18 protein-coding genes are annotated in these 18,285 nt (G+C 54.3%); 14 read left to right on the top strand and 4 right to left on the bottom strand.

The window, feature by feature from the left end; translation table 11 throughout:
* The first annotated feature begins 12 nt into the window (after positions 1-12).
* The 12 genes from B4O97_RS06505 (at position 13) to B4O97_RS06450 (ending at position 11,056) form a co-directional block, all read left to right on the top strand.
* Positions 13-822, top strand: coding sequence for an IclR family transcriptional regulator (locus B4O97_RS06505; RefSeq protein WP_083049364.1), 810 nt, complete (start codon positions 13-15; stop codon positions 820-822).
* A 137-nt stretch (positions 823-959) separates the two neighbouring features.
* On the top strand, positions 960-1,793 hold the full coding sequence (gene kduI, locus B4O97_RS06500) for a 5-dehydro-4-deoxy-D-glucuronate isomerase (RefSeq protein ID WP_083049362.1): 834 nt from the start codon (positions 960-962) through the stop codon (positions 1,791-1,793).
* A 30-nt stretch (positions 1,794-1,823) separates the two neighbouring features.
* Complete coding sequence (locus B4O97_RS06495) at positions 1,824-2,831, top strand: ABC transporter permease (RefSeq protein WP_083049361.1); 1,008 nt, start codon at positions 1,824-1,826, stop codon at positions 2,829-2,831.
* A 49-nt stretch (positions 2,832-2,880) separates the two neighbouring features.
* Positions 2,881-3,747, top strand: coding sequence for a carbohydrate ABC transporter permease (locus tag B4O97_RS06490; protein ID WP_083049359.1), 867 nt, complete (start codon positions 2,881-2,883; stop codon positions 3,745-3,747).
* A complete protein-coding gene (locus B4O97_RS06485; RefSeq protein WP_083049358.1) occupies positions 3,744-4,268 on the top strand; it encodes a hypothetical protein in 525 nt (174 codons plus the stop codon). Before B4O97_RS06490 ends, B4O97_RS06485 begins: the two co-directional genes overlap by 4 nt.
* On the top strand, positions 4,265-4,720 hold the full coding sequence (locus B4O97_RS06480; protein ID WP_083049356.1) for a hypothetical protein: 456 nt from the start codon (positions 4,265-4,267) through the stop codon (positions 4,718-4,720). The genes B4O97_RS06485 and B4O97_RS06480 overlap by 4 nt, the downstream gene beginning before the upstream one ends.
* Before the next feature lie 21 nt (positions 4,721-4,741).
* Positions 4,742-5,830, top strand: coding sequence for an ABC transporter ATP-binding protein (locus B4O97_RS06475; RefSeq protein WP_198947031.1), 1,089 nt, complete (start codon positions 4,742-4,744; stop codon positions 5,828-5,830).
* A 12-nt stretch (positions 5,831-5,842) separates the two neighbouring features.
* Positions 5,843-6,304 (top strand): hypothetical protein, encoded by a 462-nt coding sequence (locus B4O97_RS06470; RefSeq protein WP_083049355.1) that lies wholly within the window; start codon positions 5,843-5,845, stop codon positions 6,302-6,304.
* A gap of 10 nt (positions 6,305-6,314) precedes the next feature.
* The gene (locus B4O97_RS06465; protein ID WP_143305574.1) at positions 6,315-6,812 is read left to right on the top strand and encodes a hypothetical protein; all 498 of its coding nucleotides are present in this window, start codon (positions 6,315-6,317) and stop codon (positions 6,810-6,812) included.
* Positions 6,813-6,887: 75 nt separating this feature from the next.
* Positions 6,888-8,933: a type 2 periplasmic-binding domain-containing protein gene (locus B4O97_RS06460; RefSeq protein ID WP_083049352.1), complete on the top strand. Its 2,046-nt coding sequence runs from the start codon at positions 6,888-6,890 to the stop codon at positions 8,931-8,933.
* A 141-nt stretch (positions 8,934-9,074) separates the two neighbouring features.
* Entirely contained in the window at positions 9,075-10,475 is a 1,401-nt protein-coding gene (locus B4O97_RS06455) for an MATE family efflux transporter (RefSeq protein ID WP_083049350.1), read from the top strand.
* Positions 10,472-11,056 carry a hypothetical protein gene (locus B4O97_RS06450; protein ID WP_083049349.1) on the top strand — a complete coding sequence of 195 codons (585 nt, stop codon included), beginning with the start codon at positions 10,472-10,474 and terminating at the stop codon, positions 11,054-11,056. Before B4O97_RS06455 ends, B4O97_RS06450 begins: the two co-directional genes overlap by 4 nt.
* 1 nt (position 11,057) lies before the next feature.
* On the opposite strand, the gene B4O97_RS06445 is transcribed toward B4O97_RS06450, so the two are convergent.
* The 3 genes from B4O97_RS06445 to B4O97_RS06435 form a co-directional block, all read right to left on the bottom strand.
* The gene (locus B4O97_RS06445; RefSeq protein ID WP_083049347.1) at positions 11,058-11,891 is read right to left on the bottom strand and encodes a sugar phosphate isomerase/epimerase family protein; all 834 of its coding nucleotides are present in this window, start codon (positions 11,889-11,891) and stop codon (positions 11,058-11,060) included.
* Positions 11,891-13,000, bottom strand: coding sequence for a glycoside hydrolase family 88/105 protein (locus tag B4O97_RS06440; protein ID WP_083049340.1), 1,110 nt, complete (start codon positions 12,998-13,000; stop codon positions 11,891-11,893). The genes B4O97_RS06445 and B4O97_RS06440 overlap by 1 nt, the downstream gene beginning before the upstream one ends.
* A gap of 109 nt (positions 13,001-13,109) precedes the next feature.
* The gene (locus tag B4O97_RS06435) at positions 13,110-13,922 is read right to left on the bottom strand and encodes a ZIP family metal transporter (protein WP_083049338.1); all 813 of its coding nucleotides are present in this window, start codon (positions 13,920-13,922) and stop codon (positions 13,110-13,112) included.
* 296 nt (positions 13,923-14,218) lie between these two features.
* Here B4O97_RS06435 and B4O97_RS06430 point away from each other — a divergent pair, with 296 nt between their 5' ends.
* Positions 14,219-15,586, top strand: a complete 1,368-nt coding sequence (locus B4O97_RS06430; RefSeq protein WP_083049337.1) for an MATE family efflux transporter — start codon at positions 14,219-14,221, stop codon at positions 15,584-15,586.
* A gap of 110 nt (positions 15,587-15,696) precedes the next feature.
* A complete protein-coding gene (locus B4O97_RS06425) occupies positions 15,697-17,334 on the top strand; it encodes a methyl-accepting chemotaxis protein (RefSeq protein ID WP_083049335.1) in 1,638 nt (545 codons plus the stop codon).
* On the opposite strand, the gene B4O97_RS06420 is transcribed toward B4O97_RS06425, so the two are convergent.
* A complete protein-coding gene (locus tag B4O97_RS06420) occupies positions 17,331-18,284 on the bottom strand; it encodes an ABC transporter substrate-binding protein (protein ID WP_083049333.1) in 954 nt (317 codons plus the stop codon). The genes B4O97_RS06425 and B4O97_RS06420 overlap by 4 nt on opposite strands.
* Position 18,285: the final 1 nt, after the last annotated feature.

Genomic DNA, 18,285 nt, shown 5'->3' with positions numbered 1-18,285 from the left:
CTGTTTCATAGTATGAAACAGAGTTCTGAAAATTCCCGGAAAAAAGGGGCTGTACAGTCCATCGAGCGGGCCTTCGATATCCTGGAGCTTCTGTCCCGGGATCCCCAGGGCTTTACCCTGACGGAGATTTCCAACAGGCTGGATCTTCATAAGAGCACGGTTCACCGGCTTCTTGCGGGGCTCCTGGGCCGGCACTACGTGGAAAAAGCCCCCCGGACCAACTGCTACCGCCTGGGACTCGGTTTTGTACACATGTCCGGAATGTACCTTAACCGCATCGAGCTCAAGACCGAGGCGGAGTACTACATGCGGGAGCTCGCCAATCTGCTGGGGCAGGTTGTTTTTCTCGCCATCCGCAAGGACGGCGAGGTCGTCTACATAGACAAGATCGAAAAGTTCGACAGTACCCATCGCTTCGCGATAATCGGCATGCGCCGTCCCTTTCACTGTACCGCCATCGGCAAAGCTCTGCTCTTCGACGAACCCGAAGATTCCCTTCAGCGAATTCTGGAAGGAGAGGAACGCGTAAAGCGGACCGAGAAAACCGTGACAGAGGTCCCGGAACTCTTGAGTCTTATACGGAAGTACCGCGACCAGGGATACAGCCTGGACGACGAGGAGTGGGAGTACAATACCAGCTGTGTGGCCGCTCCGATCTACGATTACCGGAACAAGGTTATTGCCGCAATCAGCACAGCCTGGAGCCCTCATCAGACCCGCTATTCCATGGATGAACTCGGTTCCCTGGTCCGTCAAACCGCCCTGAAAATCTCAGCCCGTCTGGGCTACGATACCGACGAGGTTGAAATCGTCGCGGTTTAGGGCTCTTTGTTCCTCTTAGAGGAAAAAGATACCATAATGTGAAACTTTTTGTTGACCCGCCGGAAATCTATGGTAGAATTATTGTGAAAAAAGATGAAACAAGATTTCACGATGTGAAACTTGGAGAGCGGTGATTCATGGAAATACGGCATCCTATGCACCCCGGACACGGCAAAGTTCTCGATACCGAAGGCCTGCGCAGGGAGTTTCTTGTTCAGAATCTTTTTGTTCCCGGCAGCCTGAAAATGGTCTACAGCCATATAGACCGCATCGTTATCTGCGGGATCATGCCTTTCAATGAGTCCCTGGAGCTGAAGACAGACCGGGGGGTATTCGGGGTCGACTATTTCCTCGAACGCCGGGAGCTGGGGGTAATCAATGTCGGGGGACCGGGAACGATACGTATCGACGGTACCGACTATTCCCTGGACTGCAAGGACGGACTCTATGCCGGAATGGGCAGCCGGGAAATCTCCTTTTCCAGCCGGGATTCCGCCGATCCCGCCAAATTCTACTGTCTCAGCGGAACCGCCCACAAGCGCTACGATACTCAAGCTGTGCCCAGGGGGAAGGCCCGGGAACTTCACCTCGGCTCCGACGAAAACTGCAACCGGCGGGTAATCCGGCAGCTTATACACCCTGCTGTACTTCCCTCCTGCCAGCTGGTTATGGGGTATACGGAACTTGCAAAAGGCAATGTCTGGAACACCATGCCCGCCCATACCCATGAACGGCGTATGGAGGTCTATTTCTATTTCGAGCTCGATCCGGATCAGGCCGTTTTTCACCTCATGGGGGAACCCAGGGAGACCCGGCACATCCTGGTGCGCAACGAGGAGGCGGTAATCTCCCCAAGCTGGTCGATCCACTCCGGGGTGGGAACGGGTAACTATACCTTTATATGGGGGATGGTGGGGGAGAATCAGACCTTCGACGACATGGACGGGGCGTCCATGGACGACATGGCCTGAGAGCCCATACAAGGACAGGAGATCAGGACAATGGGTTTTTTCGGTAAAACGCACAGCTTGCAGGAACTTGAGCGAAGGCAGAAGGGCGTACTCGCGACCATTATCAAGGACTGGCAGCTCTATGTGCTGCTCCTTCCAATGGTGGCCTTCTTTTTTCTGTGGCGCTACCTCCCCATGGGGGGAATCCTGGTGGCCTTCAAACGCTACAAGGTAACCGAAGGGGTAATGGGCAGCGAATTCGCCGGCTTTTATTACTTCAGGGAGCTGTTCTTCGGCGCCGGAAGCGGAGAGTTCTGGCGGGCTTTCCGGAACACCTTCATGCTGAATATATACGGACTGCTCTTCGCCTTTCCGGTGCCCATTATTCTGGCCCTGCTTTTCAGCGAGATACGGAGCGTTGTTTACCGGACGGCGGCCCAGACGCTGTCGTACATGCCCAACTTCATCTCCGAGGTAATCATCACCACTCTGATAATCCTGATAACCTCCAACAGCCACGGGTCGGTGGGACTGGTGACCCGGGTCCTGCAGGCTCTGGGACTTATATCGGAGCAGACGAAACTCATGTTCGAGCCCGCATATTTCCGGAGTGTCTACATTGTTTCGGATATCTGGATAAAGGCGGGATACGGTTCCATCGTCTATTTCGCGGCCATCATGGGGATTCCCCCCAGCAACTACGAGGCCGCCAGAGTGGACGGCGCAACAAAGCTGGACCAGATCCGCCATGTGACCCTGCCGGGCATCGCCACAACCCTTACCATAATGCTGATCCTGCGTATCGGGCAGATGCTGCAGGTGGGTTTCGAAAAGGTTCTGCTTCTGTACAACCCGGCAACCTACGAAACCTCGGATGTACTGGCGACCTACGTGTTCAGAACCGGTATGGGCGGCGTGGGAGGCAGAATGGCCGGGGCCCTGGCAACCAGCCCCTCCCTGGCCACCGCCGCCGGTCTTTTCGAAGCCCTTATTGCCATGGTGCTGGTGCTGGGGGCCAACTATATCAGCCGCAAGATTTCGGACACCTCCGTGTTTTAGGAGCAGGAGGAGCAGCGGGTGAACAACATGGATAGAGATGAGGTTGTGAATGAAACGACTTGACCGGACCGAAGCCATTTTCACGGTCCTCGCCTATGTACTGGTAGGGGTTTTCGCGATCCTTGCAATATATCCCTTTGTGTATACCGTTTCCGCATCCATCAGCGGAAGGATACCCTATGAGCGGGGAGAAGTAATCCTCTGGCCCAAAGAGATCACCTTCGGGGCCTACGAGTTTATCTTCAACGACAAGACCTTCTGGATAACCTACTCCAATACCATCTTTTACACCTTTATCGGTACCCTTTACGGCATGGCAATCTGCATCCCCGGGGCTTATGCGCTGGCAAAGCGGAGGCTCCTGTTCCGGCGACAGCTGAACTTTCTGGTCGTCTTTACCATGTGGTTCAACGCCGGCATGATTCCCACCTACATCAACTATGTCAGACTGGGGGTGGATAACCGCTGGGGCATCATCGTTGCCTTCGGTGTACAGGCCTTCAACATCCTGCTGCTGCGGAACTACTTTGAGAGCCTTCCTTCGGAGATAGAAGAGGCCGCCATTGTTGACGGCGCCGACGACTTCCGGATCCTGACCAAAGTGTTCATTCCCATGTCCAAGGCAGCCATTGCCACGGTTACCCTCTTTGTGGGGATGGGGCGCTGGAACGGGTATTTCTGGACACGTATGCTGCTCCACGATGCCAGCGATATGCCCCTGCAGGTCTATCTGCGTATAAAGACCGAATCTCTGGAGGTACTCGAGGAGGAGGTAGGAGGCGTTGCCCTGGATTTTTCGGTGGAGGCCATCATCTACGGAATGCTGGTCCTCTCTCTGGTGGTCGTTATCGCCGCTTATCCTCATCTGCAGAAATACTTCGTCAAAGGCGTCAACGTCGGGGGGGTCAAGGGATGAGTCTGGCAGAGCGGCGCATACCCGACGGCCTGGTTCCAAGGATCATTTCCCCCGCTTTCGGCGCCATGGTCTTTATCCTCGCCTTCTATTCCCTGGGCTTTTTCACCAACCTTGTGCAGATCCGGGGGGTGGACAAGGAACTCTACGACCGCTTCCAGGCCTATGTCCGCCTCCTCTTTGATTTCTCCCTGGCCGCTATTGTTGTGCTTGCGGTCCTGAGAATGAGCGGATTCAGGCTCTGGAACAGTTTCGGCCGTTTTCAGTTTGCCCTGGCGGCCCTCCTTGCCCTGTGCATGATTGTCCTTTCCCTGTACAGCCTGTGGCGGATGCCGTCCTTTCGGGAAGCCTACCTGCAGGTGAACGTGGAGGATGTCAGGATCTATTACCCCGATTACGAGGCCACCACCACGGTTTTCAGCTTTGGTTTCGTCATCTTCATCCTGAACCTTCTGATTTCGGGACAGTTCCTGGCAATGCTGACGGCACGGGCTATTGCCGGACTAAAGGGGGCTGATTCATGAATACCCGGGTAGATCGCATGCGGTATCAACAGAACCAGAAGTCCTACAATATCGGACTTTTAAGCTTCCTCTTTTACTGCATCTATATTGCCAACACCCTGGATTACATTCCCAAAACCATGAGTCTGGGGATTGAGATCCTCATAAGCCTGGCAATCTTTATGGGACTTTTTCTCGGCATTGAAGGAGCGCGCAACTACAGCGTCAAGGCGAGCAGGAACATTATTCTCCTGGGAGCTCTGATAATCCTCAAGGTTTTCTGGCATCCCCTGGTGCTGTGGAACATGGAAATGACGAGTCAGGCCCTCTGGAGCGGAGGAACGGTCATCATCTCCGGCGTGTTTCTTGTGCTAAGCGGCATCGTCGGGTTGCGGCGCGGACTGGCCCTTGAAGAGTATAACCGGACACACCCGTTTCCGGCGGAGACGGGGACTTCACGTGAAAAGGAATAGGTGGTAGCGAACGTGGCAAATATGATCCTGGACAAAATCAATAAGGTTTATCCCAACGGTGTACACGCGGTTCACGATTTCTCAATCGATATCCGGGACGGTGAGTTTATCGCCTTTGTAGGCCCCTCCGGCTGCGGAAAGTCCACCACCCTGCGCATGATAGCGGGGCTGGAAGAGATTTCCGGCGGGGATCTTCTGCTGGAGGGCAAAAGAATCAACGATCTGGCTCCCAAGGACCGGGATGTGGCCATGGTTTTCCAGTCCTACGCCTTGTATCCCCACATGACGGTCTACCACAATATGGCTTTCAGCCTGATGCTGAGACGGGAAGACCCGGATGTGATCCACGAAAAGGTGCTGGAGGCCGCCCGAATCCTGAGCCTGGAGGAGTATCTCAACCGAAAGCCCCGGGAACTTTCCGGCGGTCAGCGTCAGAGGGTAGCCCTGGGACGGGCCATTGTCCGGAATCCAAAGATCTTTCTTATGGACGAACCCTTAAGCAACCTGGACGCGAAGCTGCGGGTCCAGATGCGTTCGGAGCTTATAAAACTTCACAAGCGCATGAACGCCACTACCGTCTACGTTACCCACGACCAGGTCGAGGCCATGACCATGGCTTCCCGGATCGTCGTCATGAGCATGGGCTATGTCCAGCAGATCGGGACTCCCAAGGAGGTTTACGATTATCCGGACAACATGTTCGTTGCAGGTTTTATCGGTGCACCCCCCATGAACTTCCTCAAAGGCCGGGCGGATAACGGGACATTTATCGTTGGTTCCACCAGACTCGCCATCCCCGGGGATAAATACACTCTGCTGGCCGACAAGGGCTATGCCGGAAAAGAGCTGGTCCTGGGGGTACGACCCGAGGATATCCATGTGGAAGGGGAGGTTATGGACAGGCACAAGGGAGCGAAGGTGAGCATAGTTGTGGAGGTCGCGGAGCTCCTGGGCAAGAATGTCATTGTCTACTCCAGCATAGAGGGCAAACAGATCCTGGCCGACCTTTCCACCAAACATGAAATCGAGATGGAATCCACAATCGATATATGTCTTGATATGGACCGGGTACATTTTTTCGACGATTCCACCACGGAACGGATTCGCTAAGGGGATTTTTCTATGATTGAGGTACAAGGGAAGCAGAAAAAGAAGAAACGCCGCCGGGTTCACCTGTATCCCCGCAATCTCCTTGCGCTGAGCGGATTTCTTCAGGTGGCCCTCCTTACCGTCCATATTGCGGCCATAACAAAGATGACCACCGTTATCGTAGGATTTTATCTGCTGGCCTTTATTCTCAGTTCCACCATAAACATCCTGAACGGTTACGGCTTCTCCGCCGGAGCCGGAGCGGCGGCAATCGTCGGTACCCTCCTTGTGAGCTGCGTGGAGTTCTTTTTCGGTGTTTTGTATATGAAGGCGGTCCTGACGGAGACGGCTTTGCTGACAGCGGAGATTACCATCCCGGAAATGTATTACAGCCTGGCCCTCTTTGCCGGAGGGATGCTCGCGGCGGTGCTGGCCCTTGTTTTTGAAGTTATCGTCTCCCGAAAGTCGGATGACCTGTACAGGTACATCATGTAGGTCATGGAACATGATGAAGGATAAGGAGTTGAAGCCCTACGGCAGCGGTTTTTTCTATCGTATACCTGTGGGAATCAAGGTCGGCTTTTTCAAATGGTGGATAGCCGGGGCGGTCTACTTTTTTCTGGGCTTCGGTTCCGCACCGGAGCTACAGGGAAGCCCGGTGCATATCTTTTCCATGGGTGCTGTTCTGGGGCTTCTGAACTCCTATGTTGTTGCGCCGGTGGTGCGGGACATGACCAGGATAAACCCGCCGGAGAATCCCTGGCTCACCGTAAGACGCCGGGGGCCTTTGGGAACCCTGATGAACATCCTGGCGGGCGTGATGCTGGTCGGCCTGGTCGTACTCAGCTACGTGGGGATCAACAGTGTGTATACCCGCATTTCCGGTACTGAAGGGGCTGTCCTGCTGCAGGTGGAGCCGATCCTCTTTGGGCTCTTCTACCTGACATACGAGTTTCTTTGGCGTCTGCTGGTCCGCGTACTGGACAAAAGGCGCGGGCATTAAGAACGGGACCTAACCGGAACGTTCATGAGGCATGTATGTGCCTTGTTCCGGAAAAAATAAAAAGGAGATCGCAGGATGAAAAAAAGATTTTTTGCTCTTTTTGCAATTGCGGTTCTTGTATTCTTCATGATCGGCTGCGGCGGCGGTGAGAGCGCAGAAGCTCCCCAGGCTTCTTCTGAGCAGGCGACGGAATCCGTCGTTCTGGACGGCGGCGGCGCGGATGTACGGATTTTCGTGACCTTCCGGGGTCAGAGATTCCCCTCCTACAACGAGTCCACACCCTGGGAGGCCCCCAACGGTAAAACCTACAACAAGGGTGATCTTTCTCCCACCTACTCGCACATCGCGGAAGCCCTGAACATCAACATCATAGATGCAACGCCAAAATCGGGCTCCAACGAGAACGAGCTGCTGGAAGCGGCGGCGGCCACGGGCTTCAAGTCCTCGGATATCTATATGGGCCACCCCAGAACCCTTTGCGACTACGGTGTCCAGGGCTACTTCGTTCCTCTGAACGAACACTGGGATCTGATGCCCAACTTCAAAGCCTTCCTGGACAAGAACCCTTCGGTCAAGATGCAGCTGACCCAGCAGGACGGCAACATCTACATGACTCCCTATTTCGACGACATCAACAGTCTTGAAAGAATGTTTCTTATGCGTCTGGACTGGGTACGGAAGATCCTCGATGAACCCTCCCCGGCCTTCAATACCGGCAGGACTATTACCCCTGTCTACGATTCCTTCTACGGTAACTACGGTGGAGGCAAGAAGGTTCCCGTCGGATCGAAGGACAACGTGAAGAGCTTCGCGATTAAAGAGAACATCATCGATATCCAGAACAAACTGGGTACCCTGAACGGCAGGACTCTTGCCCAGTCCCTGCGGGATTACATTGATGCAAACTATATGAATAACAAGACGGGGTACAAAAATCGTTCCGACCTGTTTATCAGCTCCGATGCGGCTTACGATGCGGACGAACTGGTCGCTCTCATGCGGGCCATCAAGACCAATCCCCAGTACCTGACGGGGGAGGACAAGGACCTGATCGTCTTCTACATCCGGGACCTGAACAACGATATGCGTATGCGGAACCTGGCACAGATCTGGGGTGTCCGGGGACTGGATTCCCGGGCTGACCACTGGCTCATAACAAAAGAAAACACCCTGAAAGACCTGCGTCTGACGGATGAGTACTACATGGGCATGGACAACCTCAACAAGCTCTATCGCGAAGGTCTTGTCCTGCAGGACTTCGATCAGCCTAAGGGCAACATCAACAACTTCCGTACCTATTGTTTCCAGAACAACGACGGTTTCATGAGCTACGATTACGCGGCGAGCACCGTCTCTCTGCATGACCTGATTCCGCCGGAACAGCTGGCAGAGTACGGCACCATCTTCGAGGCAGTCGTACCCCCCGCGGCTGACTGGTTCGGCGAAGGCCTGGAACAGTTCTCGGAAAGCAACCGCTCCGTCAAGAACGAAGGCGGCTGGTCGGCTGTAAAGGATGTAAGTCCCGAGACCATGAAGGCGGCCCTGCTCCTTATGGACTATCCCTTCTCCAAGGAAGGGCTGGAAGTCATGACCTTTGGTCCCAAAGGTCTCTACTGGAACGAATACACCAGCATCGGCGGCCAGCAGGTACCGAAGCTTATTCCCCAGTTCTACGAGGACAACCTGCAGTATACCCAGGGTAACTGGTCAAACTTCATGCGCGGCTTCCTGGGTGCAACCCTGGGAATCGGCCATGTAAAACAGACCATTGCCATCGAGACCCAGATCAGCAACGAGCACTATGCCAATGGTCACAACCGGATTCTCGACTCTCCCATGACGCTGGCTTCCCTGACCTCGGATGTTCCGCCGGAGCGGCGTCTGGCCCTGACTCTTATTCCCCTGAGCGAAGACCAGGTGGAAAGCCTCAGCCTCAACTCCTTTTCCCTGTATCATGAAGAGTGGGAAAACCGCATTATGAAGTTCGGTTTCGGCGGACAGCTCCCCGGCGGCGAAGGCCGTGTTCCTACTGCCGAAGAGTACCGTGCGGAGATGGCAAACCGGGGGCTTGAACAGACAGAAAAGATCTACAACCTGGTTTACAAATCCCTTGCAGACTAGTGTCTAAAAAGTTACCTCCTTTTTCCTGCGCCCCGGGTTTACCCGGGGCGACTTTTCATTCCCTGAACGACTCAAAGTCGAGACCCTGTCATGATTTCCTGATAGACTGATCCTCACGATGCCTGTGCACCACCGGAGCCTATGAAGAAGATTAACGAAGAAACCACTGCCCGCGAAAACATCCTCCACGGTAATCTATGGTCCGTTCTTGTCCGAATCTCCTTTCCCCTGGTGGTATTCAGTCTTCTGAATCATGTGTTCAAGATTTTCGACACCATCATTGCCTCTTCCGTCGGCTCCCTGGAGGTTTCGGCGGTAATCTTCGTGCATCAGATCAAGTTTGTCTTTGATTCGGTGAGCCTTGGGCTGGCTGCGGGAGGCAGTATAGTTGTGGCCCGTCACTTTGGTGCCTATGATGATGAACAGGCCGGACGTTCCGCGGGTAATCTTATCTTTATCAGTCTCTCCATGGCCCTGGTGCTGGTCCTGCTTATTCTGTTCAATAATCCCATCCTCGGGATGTCCCGAACCCCGCCGGAGCTGATGCCCACCGCCCGGGGTTTTCTGACCGTGGAACTCCTTACATCCGCCCTGAGCTGCATCAACATGGTCTTTATCGGGATCGAGCGGGCCAAAGGTCACAGCAGGCTGATAATGATCCTTAACCTGATGGTAATGCTGATCAAACTGGGCCTCTCCTGTGTTTTTGTCTACCTCCTGAAGACCGGGGTGATAATGCTGGCGATATCCTCCCTGATTGCCCAGGCTTTTATGCTCAGCATCGCTTTCAGACGCATGAGGGCCCCGGAGAATCCTCTTCGGATAACCCGGGTTACTCTGAAACCGAGAGTTGCCGACCTTAAGCCCCTTCTGGCCCTTTCGCTGCCGATTATGGTTGAGCGCTTTGCTTTCAGTTTCGGAAAGCTCTGGATGAACGCCCTGTCGGCTTTTTACGGCGGCCTCGCCGTGGGTGCCCTGGGAATTTCCAATCAGGTTTCCGGGACGGTAATAATCACTTCCAACGGGGTTATGGACGGCAATACCACGATCATCGCCCAGAACCTGGGTAATCAGTCTCACCGGCGGGCCCTGGGTTCCTTTTACCGGACCCTGGTCATCAACATCGCCATCGGCGCAGCAGGGTTTATTATCGTGGGGCTCCTTATGGATCCCCTGGGGCGTCTGTTTGGTGCCGGAGACCCGGTGTTTATCGGGAAGATCAAGACCATCCTCTCCTATGAACGCTGGGCCTTTGTCTCCCTGACCTTGTCCAGCGCCCTGTTTTCGCTGTTTTACGGATTCGGTATGGCCAAGGTAATTCTGGTCATTAACGTTCTGCGGCTCTTCCTGTTCAGGCTGCCGCCCCTGATAATCCTCCGGGATTATCTCGACCTGGGATACGAAAGCATCGGTATGACCATGCTCCTGAGCAATCTGCTCACCGGAATCAGCGCCCTTACGGCTGTGTTCATATTCCGCAAAAGGTTCTGGCCTTCTATTGCGGGAGACCGGAAAAAATATAAAGAGGCGGCAAAGGGATGAACAGCACAACACGAAGCTTTATTCCGGATTTCATCTTTTTTCTGTTCCTTGCAGTTGCGGGCGAATTTATTGCCGTGGGGGGGCTGAAGTTTTTTTCCGCAGGCTTCTATTTTTCCATTGCCCTTCTGCCCCTCATGATATTCCTTTACCGCTGGGGACTCCCCGCCCTTCCGGCTCTTGTTTTTTTTGGTATCGCCTCCGCCCTTATGATGCCGGGAAGCGGTATCGGGACAGTTGCTGTCAACGGGGCAGGGTACTGTGGTCTGGCCGGGGGGCTTATTCTTCTGCGCACCGCAGGCAGGGAGCGTATCCGGGCGAGCGCCTATTACGCCCTTCTGTATATGTTTGTGGCCTGGGGATTCATGGTTGTTCTCCGGGCAGTGATCCTGAGCCTTTTCGAAGGGGGTATCCTTTCAGGCCTGCTCCTGGTGGGGGCCAACGAGAGTCTGAGTTTTATCGCCTCCAGCATTCTGTTCGTTCTGATGCGCCGTCGGCCGGGGCTCCTGATCTATCTGCCGGCTCTGATCGAGGAGTCGGAAAACGAGGGCCCCCCCGAACCCTGGAGGCCGGAGGGTCTGTAATCTACTGCTCCATAAGACGGAGAATATGGTCCCGGCTGCTTACTATGGCGTCTCCGGTGACTCCCTCGAATATCAGGTGCATATCGTCCCGGCCAAGGCTTTTCAGCCTCCGTATCAGATAGGGGTAGTCGAAAAGGCCTTCCCCCGGGGGAACCTGCTCAAGAGAATCCTTTTTCGGCACAAAGTCCTTGCAGTGGACCACCGCCAGTTTTTCACCGTACAGCTCCAGAGCTTCATCGATGATCCGCCGCTGTTCCGTGTAGTTATGCTGATTCAGGAAATTGAAGAGGTCGAAGATCAGGGCAAAACCCTCCGGACCGGCCTGTTCGGTCAGCTCAAGAACCTTTCGCGGGGTGGAAAGGACATGGGAGCAGGCTCCTTCGATACCTGCCAGAACACCGGCTTCCTGTGCAGCTTCAGCAAGCTCTCCTGCTGTCTCAATCACCAGGGACCAGGCTTCCGGGCTTTCGTTTTCAGGGATGCTACCCCAGCGGTCCTTCCGCACCCCCTGGACCTCGGTTCCGACCATGGGGCTTCCCATCGCCTTTGCATGGCGCAGATGGTCGATGTATTTGGCTTTCCCCCGGGCACCCTCATCGTGGAACCAGTTGAAGTAGGCTCCCAGCAGGGCGATTTCCAGGCCCTGCCCTTCAAAGGCCCTTCGTATGCGGCTGCAGTACTCCGGGGAAAGCTCCCCCGCCTGATGACGGGCATTTCTTACGGCCTTGTGAAGGACGAGCTGAACCGATTCAAACCCCAGTTCCCCTGCGGATCTGGCGACCTCCTCAAAGGACTCCTTCATGCCCATATCGTGGGCCCGGATGCCGAGTTTCATTATATTTCTGAGATCCTGAGAGACTCTGCATAGGCCATAAAAAGGGGAGCAACCCCGTGACCGTTGTTCTCGACTACCTGTTCCCCGGTGGTGTAATAGTCGTAGCTTCCATCTCTCATGTATTGTGCCTCCGGATGCATTCCGAGACCGGCGCTGCGGCAGATGCCGCCGATTAGGATCTCACCGTCTTTTTTATGCAGGTACTGCTCCACTGTACCCTCGAGGGATTCAAGTCCCCGTTTCCGGTACTCCTGCGGGAGGATCTCCATGCGCACTCCCTTCAACATGGCATATGAGGCCATGCAGGTTCCGCTGGTTTCCAGATAGTTGTTCTCCCTGCCGCCCTGGTCGACAACCTGGTACCACATTCCGCTTTCGTGGCGATAGGGCATGAGTCCTTCAAGGGCTTCGGTCAGCAGATCCTGCAAAACCGGGTATCCTGTTTCTTCGGGGCCGATGATTTCCATGACGTCCACCAGGGCCATCAGGTACCATCCGACGGCCCTGAGCCAGACAATGGAAGAGCGACCGGTCTGCCTGTCCGCCCAGTCCATCTTCTTTGCCTCATCATAGGCGTGCTTGTAGAGTTTGAGCTCCGGATCGTAGAGCCGTTTTCTGCACACCTCGAACTGGTTTATGGTATCGGAATAGTCCTTATCGGGCAGAAAATCCCTGATGTAGTGCACGTAGAAGGGCTGCCCCATGTAGAGTCCGTCAAGCCATACCTGGTTGTAGTAGAACTCCTTGTGCCAGAAACTCCCCTCCTTTGTGCGGGGATAGTTCTCGAACTGCTGAAAAATTCGGTCTGCAGCCTTTTTATACTTCTCTTCCGGAAAGATGGCGTAAAGGTCGAGTACGGTCTTGCAGATCCGTACTTGATCAATATTGTATTCGGTTTCCCTGAAACCGATGGGATTATCCTTCTCGTCAAAGAGCCGGTCTATATAGGATTTTACGAAATCCAGGTACTCGTTATTCTCCGTGACTTCGTACAGATCGAGATAGCTTTTCATGATACATCCGGGAACATAATGCCAGCGAAGGTCGAACCATTTTCCCTCCGCCTTCATGTACTGCCGGGTGAATTCATTCATAAGATTTGTATTCATCTTCTCATGATCTCCTCGCCGGCTATTGTACCATGAAAAGCGACCATTTCAAGCAAATTGTTTCATAATGTGGTAGAATGTTCAGGAATGCGGAACGTTTGTCCTGTCCTTATCCCAGTGCCACGTCCAGGCTCATCATAATGGCAAAGCCGAGCATTGCACCCAGGGTTGCAATGTGGGTATTCCCTGAATTCTGGGATTCCGGGATCGCCTCCTCCACCACGACAAAAATCATGGCCCCTGCGGCAAAGGCCAGTGCATAGGGCAGGATCGGCCGCATCCACAGCACAAGGGCCGCCCCCAGAACCCCTGCCATGGGTTCAACAATGCCTGAAAGCTGGCCGTAGAAGAAGGCCTTCCCCCTGGACAGTCCTTCCCTTCGCAGGGGTACGGAGATGGCCGTTCCTTCGGGAAAGTTCTGCAGTCCGATTCCCATGGCGAGGGCGACGGCTCCGGCCATGGAGGCGGAGGGTATGCCGGCGGCTACGGCACCGAAGGCGACTCCTACGGCCAGTCCCTCGGGTATATTGTGCAGTGTAATCGCCAGTACGAGGAGGATGCTTTTTTTCCATTGGGTATGGAGCCCCTCAGCCTGTTCTATATCCTCACCCATGTGCAGATGAGGGAGCACGAGATCAATGAGACGGAGAAAAACACCGCCTGCAAGAAACCCCACAAGAGGCGGGACCCAGATGATCAGTCCCATCTCTTCGGATAAATCGATGGCCGGCGCCAGCAGCGACCAGAAACTTGCAGCGGTCATAACCCCGGCGGCGAACCCAAGCATGCCATCGAGATACTTTTTCTCCACCGATTTAAAAAAGAAGACCATTGCAGCGCCGAGGGCGGTAACAGACCAGGTGAAAAGGGTCGCAAAAAGTGCCTGGGTAACCGGGCTGAAACCTGAAAGCCATTCAAACATTTTGATCCTCCACAATACAGTACCTGCAGGGCACCTCTTAAACTACTCTTTTCCCCATAATCTGCGTCGTCAAGATTTCCCGCGGTCCTCACCACTTGCTACCACAAGACTTTGCGGGCGCTACAAAATCTTTCCTCCTTGACTAGGGTAAAAATACCACGTTTTCAGAGCTTCCCTGTATATAAAAAATAGAGTATTTTCTGCCGTCGTCAAAGTAGAATTTTGCAGATATTCTTCGGGCGATTGACCGGAGTAAAGGATACCGATAGGCTTATAACCTGGCGGCAGGAGGTTGAATGCCCGGTTCTACTCAACGAGCAACACTCACCAGCGGTGATCCCGGTTCTCAGGTATTTGGAATGGCAGTTCCCATGCTGGCGGGAATCCTCGGGATGGTTGCATTTAACCTGGCGGATACCTATTTTGTCGGCCGTCTGGGAACAATTCCCCTGGCGGCGATGAGCTTTACCTTTCCCCTGGTCTTTGTGGTCAACAGCATTGCCCTGGGGCTCGGTGTCGGTACCTCCACCCTGGTTTCCAGGGCAATTGGTTCGGGGGATGATGGAGAAGTCCGGCGCATCGTTACCAGCGCGCTGATGTTTGCCTTTTTTCTGGTTGTTATACTTGTCTCTCTGCTTCGTCCCCTCCTGGAACCCATCTTCATTTCCCTCGGGGCTGACCAGCAAACCCTGCCTTATATTCTCGATTACATGAATATATGGCTATTCGGCATGCCTTTTGTCGTATTCCCGATGCTGGGGAATAACGCCCTCCGGGCCACCGGAGACACACGGACTCCCGCCCTGATCATGATCATCGGAGCGACGATGAACGTTATCATCGACCCTCTGCTGATCTTCGGCCCTGGTCCGTTTCCGGTGATGGGAATAAAGGGTGCGGCCCTGGCCACCGTAATCGGCCGGGCGACCACACTCAGCATCTCCATGACGATTATCTCCCGCAGGGAAAGGATGATCGGTTTCCACGGTCTTCGTCCTGCTGTGATTCTCGGGATCTGGAAACGCCTTATTTTTGTGGGGCTTCCGGCAATGGCGACCAATATGATCATGCCTGTCTCTGTGGGGATTATTACCCGCCTGATATCCGTTTACGGACCTGCTGCGGTTGCCGGCTTCGGTGTAGCCTCGAGGATTGAGACCTTCGTGCTCGCGTTCATGCGTGCCCTGGCCTCGGTAATAGTCCCTTTTGTCGGCCAGAACTCCGCAGCCCGGGAGTACGGACGTTCCGTACAGGGACTTCGGGCGGCCTCGCTTTACTCCATGCTGTGGGGCCTTCTATGGGTTGCCGCGGTTATTCTGGGCAGGCATCAGATAGCGGGGATTTTCTCGGACAATCCGGAAGTTGTTGAGGTTACGTCCCTGTACCTGTTGATTGTAACGGCGAGTTACGGTTTTCACGGGGTTCTGCTGATTGTCAGCTCCGGTTTCAACGGCCTGAACAGACCTTTGAGGTCCGCCATGGTAAGCCTTACCCGGATGTTTCTGCTGTATATTCCCCTGGCTCTTTTTCTGCGATATCTTTTCGGTGTGGCGGGGATCTTCGGGGCTGCTTTTCTGGCCAATGTCGCCGGCGGTATTTTCTCCTACCTGTGGATAATGCACAGCATACATGAAGAGGAAGAGCGCTATATTCAATCTCAGTGATGCAGATTTTGGCAGATTTGAGCTTATTAGTATTGCATATCGATAACAAACTGTACTACCCTTAATTAATCAGACATATTCGATTCTACGCGGTTACGGGAGCGATCAAGATGATCAGGAAGCTGAAGGCTTTATATGCAGATAGAGGGATTGTGGTACGGACCAGGGTCCCCGGGGTATTTTTTGTCCTTGTACTGATATGTGCCGTTTTGCCGGTGGCCCTGGTTAACGATATTATCGTCGGGGATTACACAAGCTTTGGACTTGTTTTTACAATCTGGCTGACCATGGTTTTTTCACTTTTCATGCTCTTTCGAGGGCATTACCGCTTCGCCAGCAACTTTCCCCTTGTAATCGCCCTGCTGGGAATGACGGCGCTTTCTATGCTGCTGGATTTCGAGTCGAGTTACCAGGTTCATACGGTTATGTTCTACATGGTCCTTCCTCTTGTACTTTCTCTTGTTGTCAGCGAGTCCGAGTGGCATACCCTGGCTACGGGTATCCTGGGCTTTGCCGTCGTGGTATTTACGGCCATGATGCTGCTGGCTCCTGCCCTTGGGGGTCTGAATCCCGACATGGCGGACCGTATTGTGGTGGGTTCGGTAATCTATCTGCTCATGCTCATGTTCGCTTTCCGGACCGCCCGGGCTTCCCGGCAGGCGATGCTGGTACTGGAGGAGAACAACAGAAAGATAGAAGACTCCCTGCGGGGAATCCGCTCGGTGGTCTACGAAGCTGGTGACAACAGCGAAGTCGTGGCATCCATGAGCAGGGACTTCCAGCAGTCCAGAACCGACCTCGAACAGATATCAGATCATATCGGACTCCTGAATGAACGTACCCGGGCCCTGCTGGACAGCGTCTCCCGGGTCAAGACCTTGAGCGACAGAACAGGCAGCAAGGCCGCATCCTTTATTCCCCAGGTACAGGAACAGAACACCTTTGTCCAGGAGACCACAGCATCTGTAAATGAAATGGCCGCCTCCCTCAATTCCGTGGCCGGCATATCCGGAGCCAAGAAAGATGTCGCCGAGAAGCTGATGATTACCAGTAAAGAAGGCATGGAACAGCTGGATGATACCAACAAGGCCTTTGAACATGTAAACCGGCAAATGGAAGATCTTATGGAGATCAACAGTATCGTCGGTTCCATCGCTTCCCAGACGAATATTCTCTCCATGAATGCCGCCATCGAAGCCGCTCATGCGGGAGATGCGGGCAGAGGCTTCGCCGTCGTAGCTGACGAGATCCGTAAACTCGCCATGTCAGTGGCTGAAAACAGTACCACCATCGACTCGACCCTCAAGAGCCTTATGACATCCCTGAAAGCGACCGTGGAAAATGCGGAAAAATTGAATCAGGTGATGGCCTCCATCTACTCGGGAAACCAGGAGGTCCTGGAGGCCTTCCAGGAGATCGCCGGGTCAACCCGTGAGTTGAGTCTTGCCGGAACGGAGATCATGAATGCAATGCAGTCCCTTCAGGACGGTTCGGTGATAATAAACGAAGGCTCCCAGGAGATCGGGAATGACCAGAACGAAATCGGCCGCAATGTGACTGCCATAGAATCCATGGTAACCGATATAACCTCCGCTTCCGAGGTTGTAAGCGGATCGGTACAGAGCATTCAGGGGGCTGTGCAGCACCTGGACGGCATAATCAACGAGACCGCCCGGCGTACTGCGTCCCTCCACCGTTCCATAAAGGAGCTCTCCGGGGAGTCCGGAGAGCCCGGCAGACAGCTTTAAGGCAGGGCAAAGGGGGCTATGCAGTTTTCGGGGGCCGTCTCTCTGGTGAGCATCCCGTTCTGCAGCATGAACCTGATATCGTCTCTCATTGTTTCCAGATCCTCAGGGATCAGCCTGTCGGTAAAACGAGTCCACTCGTAGAGTATCCTGGCATCATCCAGGGATATCCCCTGTTCCTCTGCGCCGATCCGGAGGGCCTCCTCTTCATTCGCCTTCATCCAGGCAAGGGCTTCCCTGTGTATTTGTAAATAGAGATCCACGGCTTCAGGATGGGACTCAAGAAATCCTCCCCGGGCGCATATGACCAGTTTCGGACTTACGAGTCCTTCGGCGGTAACGACAACATGGGCGCCGCTGTTTCGGGCCTGTATCAGAATGCTCCCCGCCAGCAGGGCAGCGTCCAGGTGTCCGGCCAGCATAGCCGTGGAGGCCTGGGGAATGGACATCTGGAGGAACTCCAGGTCAGAAATATCCAGGCCCTGCGATTCCATGGCGGCCGCCAGCAGTTGATGAAGGACTGTTCCCTTGGGCCCTCCTGCCTTTTTTCCCTGCAGATCCCGGATCCCTGTAATCGACGGATCCGCGCTGACAATGGCAAAGATCCCTTCCGGACGGCTGAAACCGGAGATTATGCGTACATCGTTTCCGGCGGCCGTCGCCAGAAGCACCGAGGTGGTATTCATGACCCCGCCTATATCCAGCGAGCCCGCAGCCATGGCCTGGGCCTGCTGCGACCCGGATTCTATCGCGTGATAGCCTACCCGGATTCCCTCCTCAGCGAATGCCTTGTCCAGCATTCCCCGCTTTTTCATGATTATCTGCGGCAGATTGAAAGGGGATTTTACGTAGGAGACGTTAATCGCTTCCAGGGGTTTCTCCGCTTCCCCGCCGGCGAAACAGATTGAAGATACAACAGACAGTACAAGAACAGCACAGATGATCTTTCGCATG

Origin of the sequence: Marispirochaeta aestuarii, assembly GCF_002087085.1 — a bacterium.
Classification (GTDB): Bacteria; Spirochaetota; Spirochaetia; order JC444; family Marispirochaetaceae; genus Marispirochaeta; species Marispirochaeta aestuarii.
The sequence above is the reverse complement of the archived record's forward strand: the minus strand, read 5'-3'. Positions and strand labels throughout refer to the sequence as shown.

Coding starts and splice junctions, on each gene's coding strand:
- B4O97_RS06505 (WP_083049364.1), top strand. CDS start 13: ATGAAACAGAGTTCTGAAAATTCCCGGAAAAAAGGGGCTGTACAGTCC.
- kduI (WP_083049362.1), top strand. CDS start 960: ATGGAAATACGGCATCCTATGCACCCCGGACACGGCAAAGTTCTCGAT.
- B4O97_RS06495 (WP_083049361.1), top strand. CDS start 1,824: ATGGGTTTTTTCGGTAAAACGCACAGCTTGCAGGAACTTGAGCGAAGG.
- B4O97_RS06490 (WP_083049359.1), top strand. CDS start 2,881: ATGAAACGACTTGACCGGACCGAAGCCATTTTCACGGTCCTCGCCTAT.
- B4O97_RS06485 (WP_083049358.1), top strand. CDS start 3,744: ATGAGTCTGGCAGAGCGGCGCATACCCGACGGCCTGGTTCCAAGGATC.
- B4O97_RS06480 (WP_083049356.1), top strand. CDS start 4,265: ATGAATACCCGGGTAGATCGCATGCGGTATCAACAGAACCAGAAGTCC.
- B4O97_RS06475 (WP_198947031.1), top strand. CDS start 4,742: ATGATCCTGGACAAAATCAATAAGGTTTATCCCAACGGTGTACACGCG.
- B4O97_RS06470 (WP_083049355.1), top strand. CDS start 5,843: ATGATTGAGGTACAAGGGAAGCAGAAAAAGAAGAAACGCCGCCGGGTT.
- B4O97_RS06465 (WP_143305574.1), top strand. CDS start 6,315: ATGATGAAGGATAAGGAGTTGAAGCCCTACGGCAGCGGTTTTTTCTAT.
- B4O97_RS06460 (WP_083049352.1), top strand. CDS start 6,888: ATGAAAAAAAGATTTTTTGCTCTTTTTGCAATTGCGGTTCTTGTATTC.
- B4O97_RS06455 (WP_083049350.1), top strand. CDS start 9,075: ATGAAGAAGATTAACGAAGAAACCACTGCCCGCGAAAACATCCTCCAC.
- B4O97_RS06450 (WP_083049349.1), top strand. CDS start 10,472: ATGAACAGCACAACACGAAGCTTTATTCCGGATTTCATCTTTTTTCTG.
- B4O97_RS06445 (WP_083049347.1), bottom strand. CDS start 11,891: ATGAAACTCGGCATCCGGGCCCACGATATGGGCATGAAGGAGTCCTTT.
- B4O97_RS06440 (WP_083049340.1), bottom strand. CDS start 13,000: ATGAATACAAATCTTATGAATGAATTCACCCGGCAGTACATGAAGGCG.
- B4O97_RS06435 (WP_083049338.1), bottom strand. CDS start 13,922: ATGTTTGAATGGCTTTCAGGTTTCAGCCCGGTTACCCAGGCACTTTTT.
- B4O97_RS06430 (WP_083049337.1), top strand. CDS start 14,219: ATGCCCGGTTCTACTCAACGAGCAACACTCACCAGCGGTGATCCCGGT.
- B4O97_RS06425 (WP_083049335.1), top strand. CDS start 15,697: ATGATCAGGAAGCTGAAGGCTTTATATGCAGATAGAGGGATTGTGGTA.
- B4O97_RS06420 (WP_083049333.1), bottom strand. CDS start 18,284: ATGCGAAAGATCATCTGTGCTGTTCTTGTACTGTCTGTTGTATCTTCA.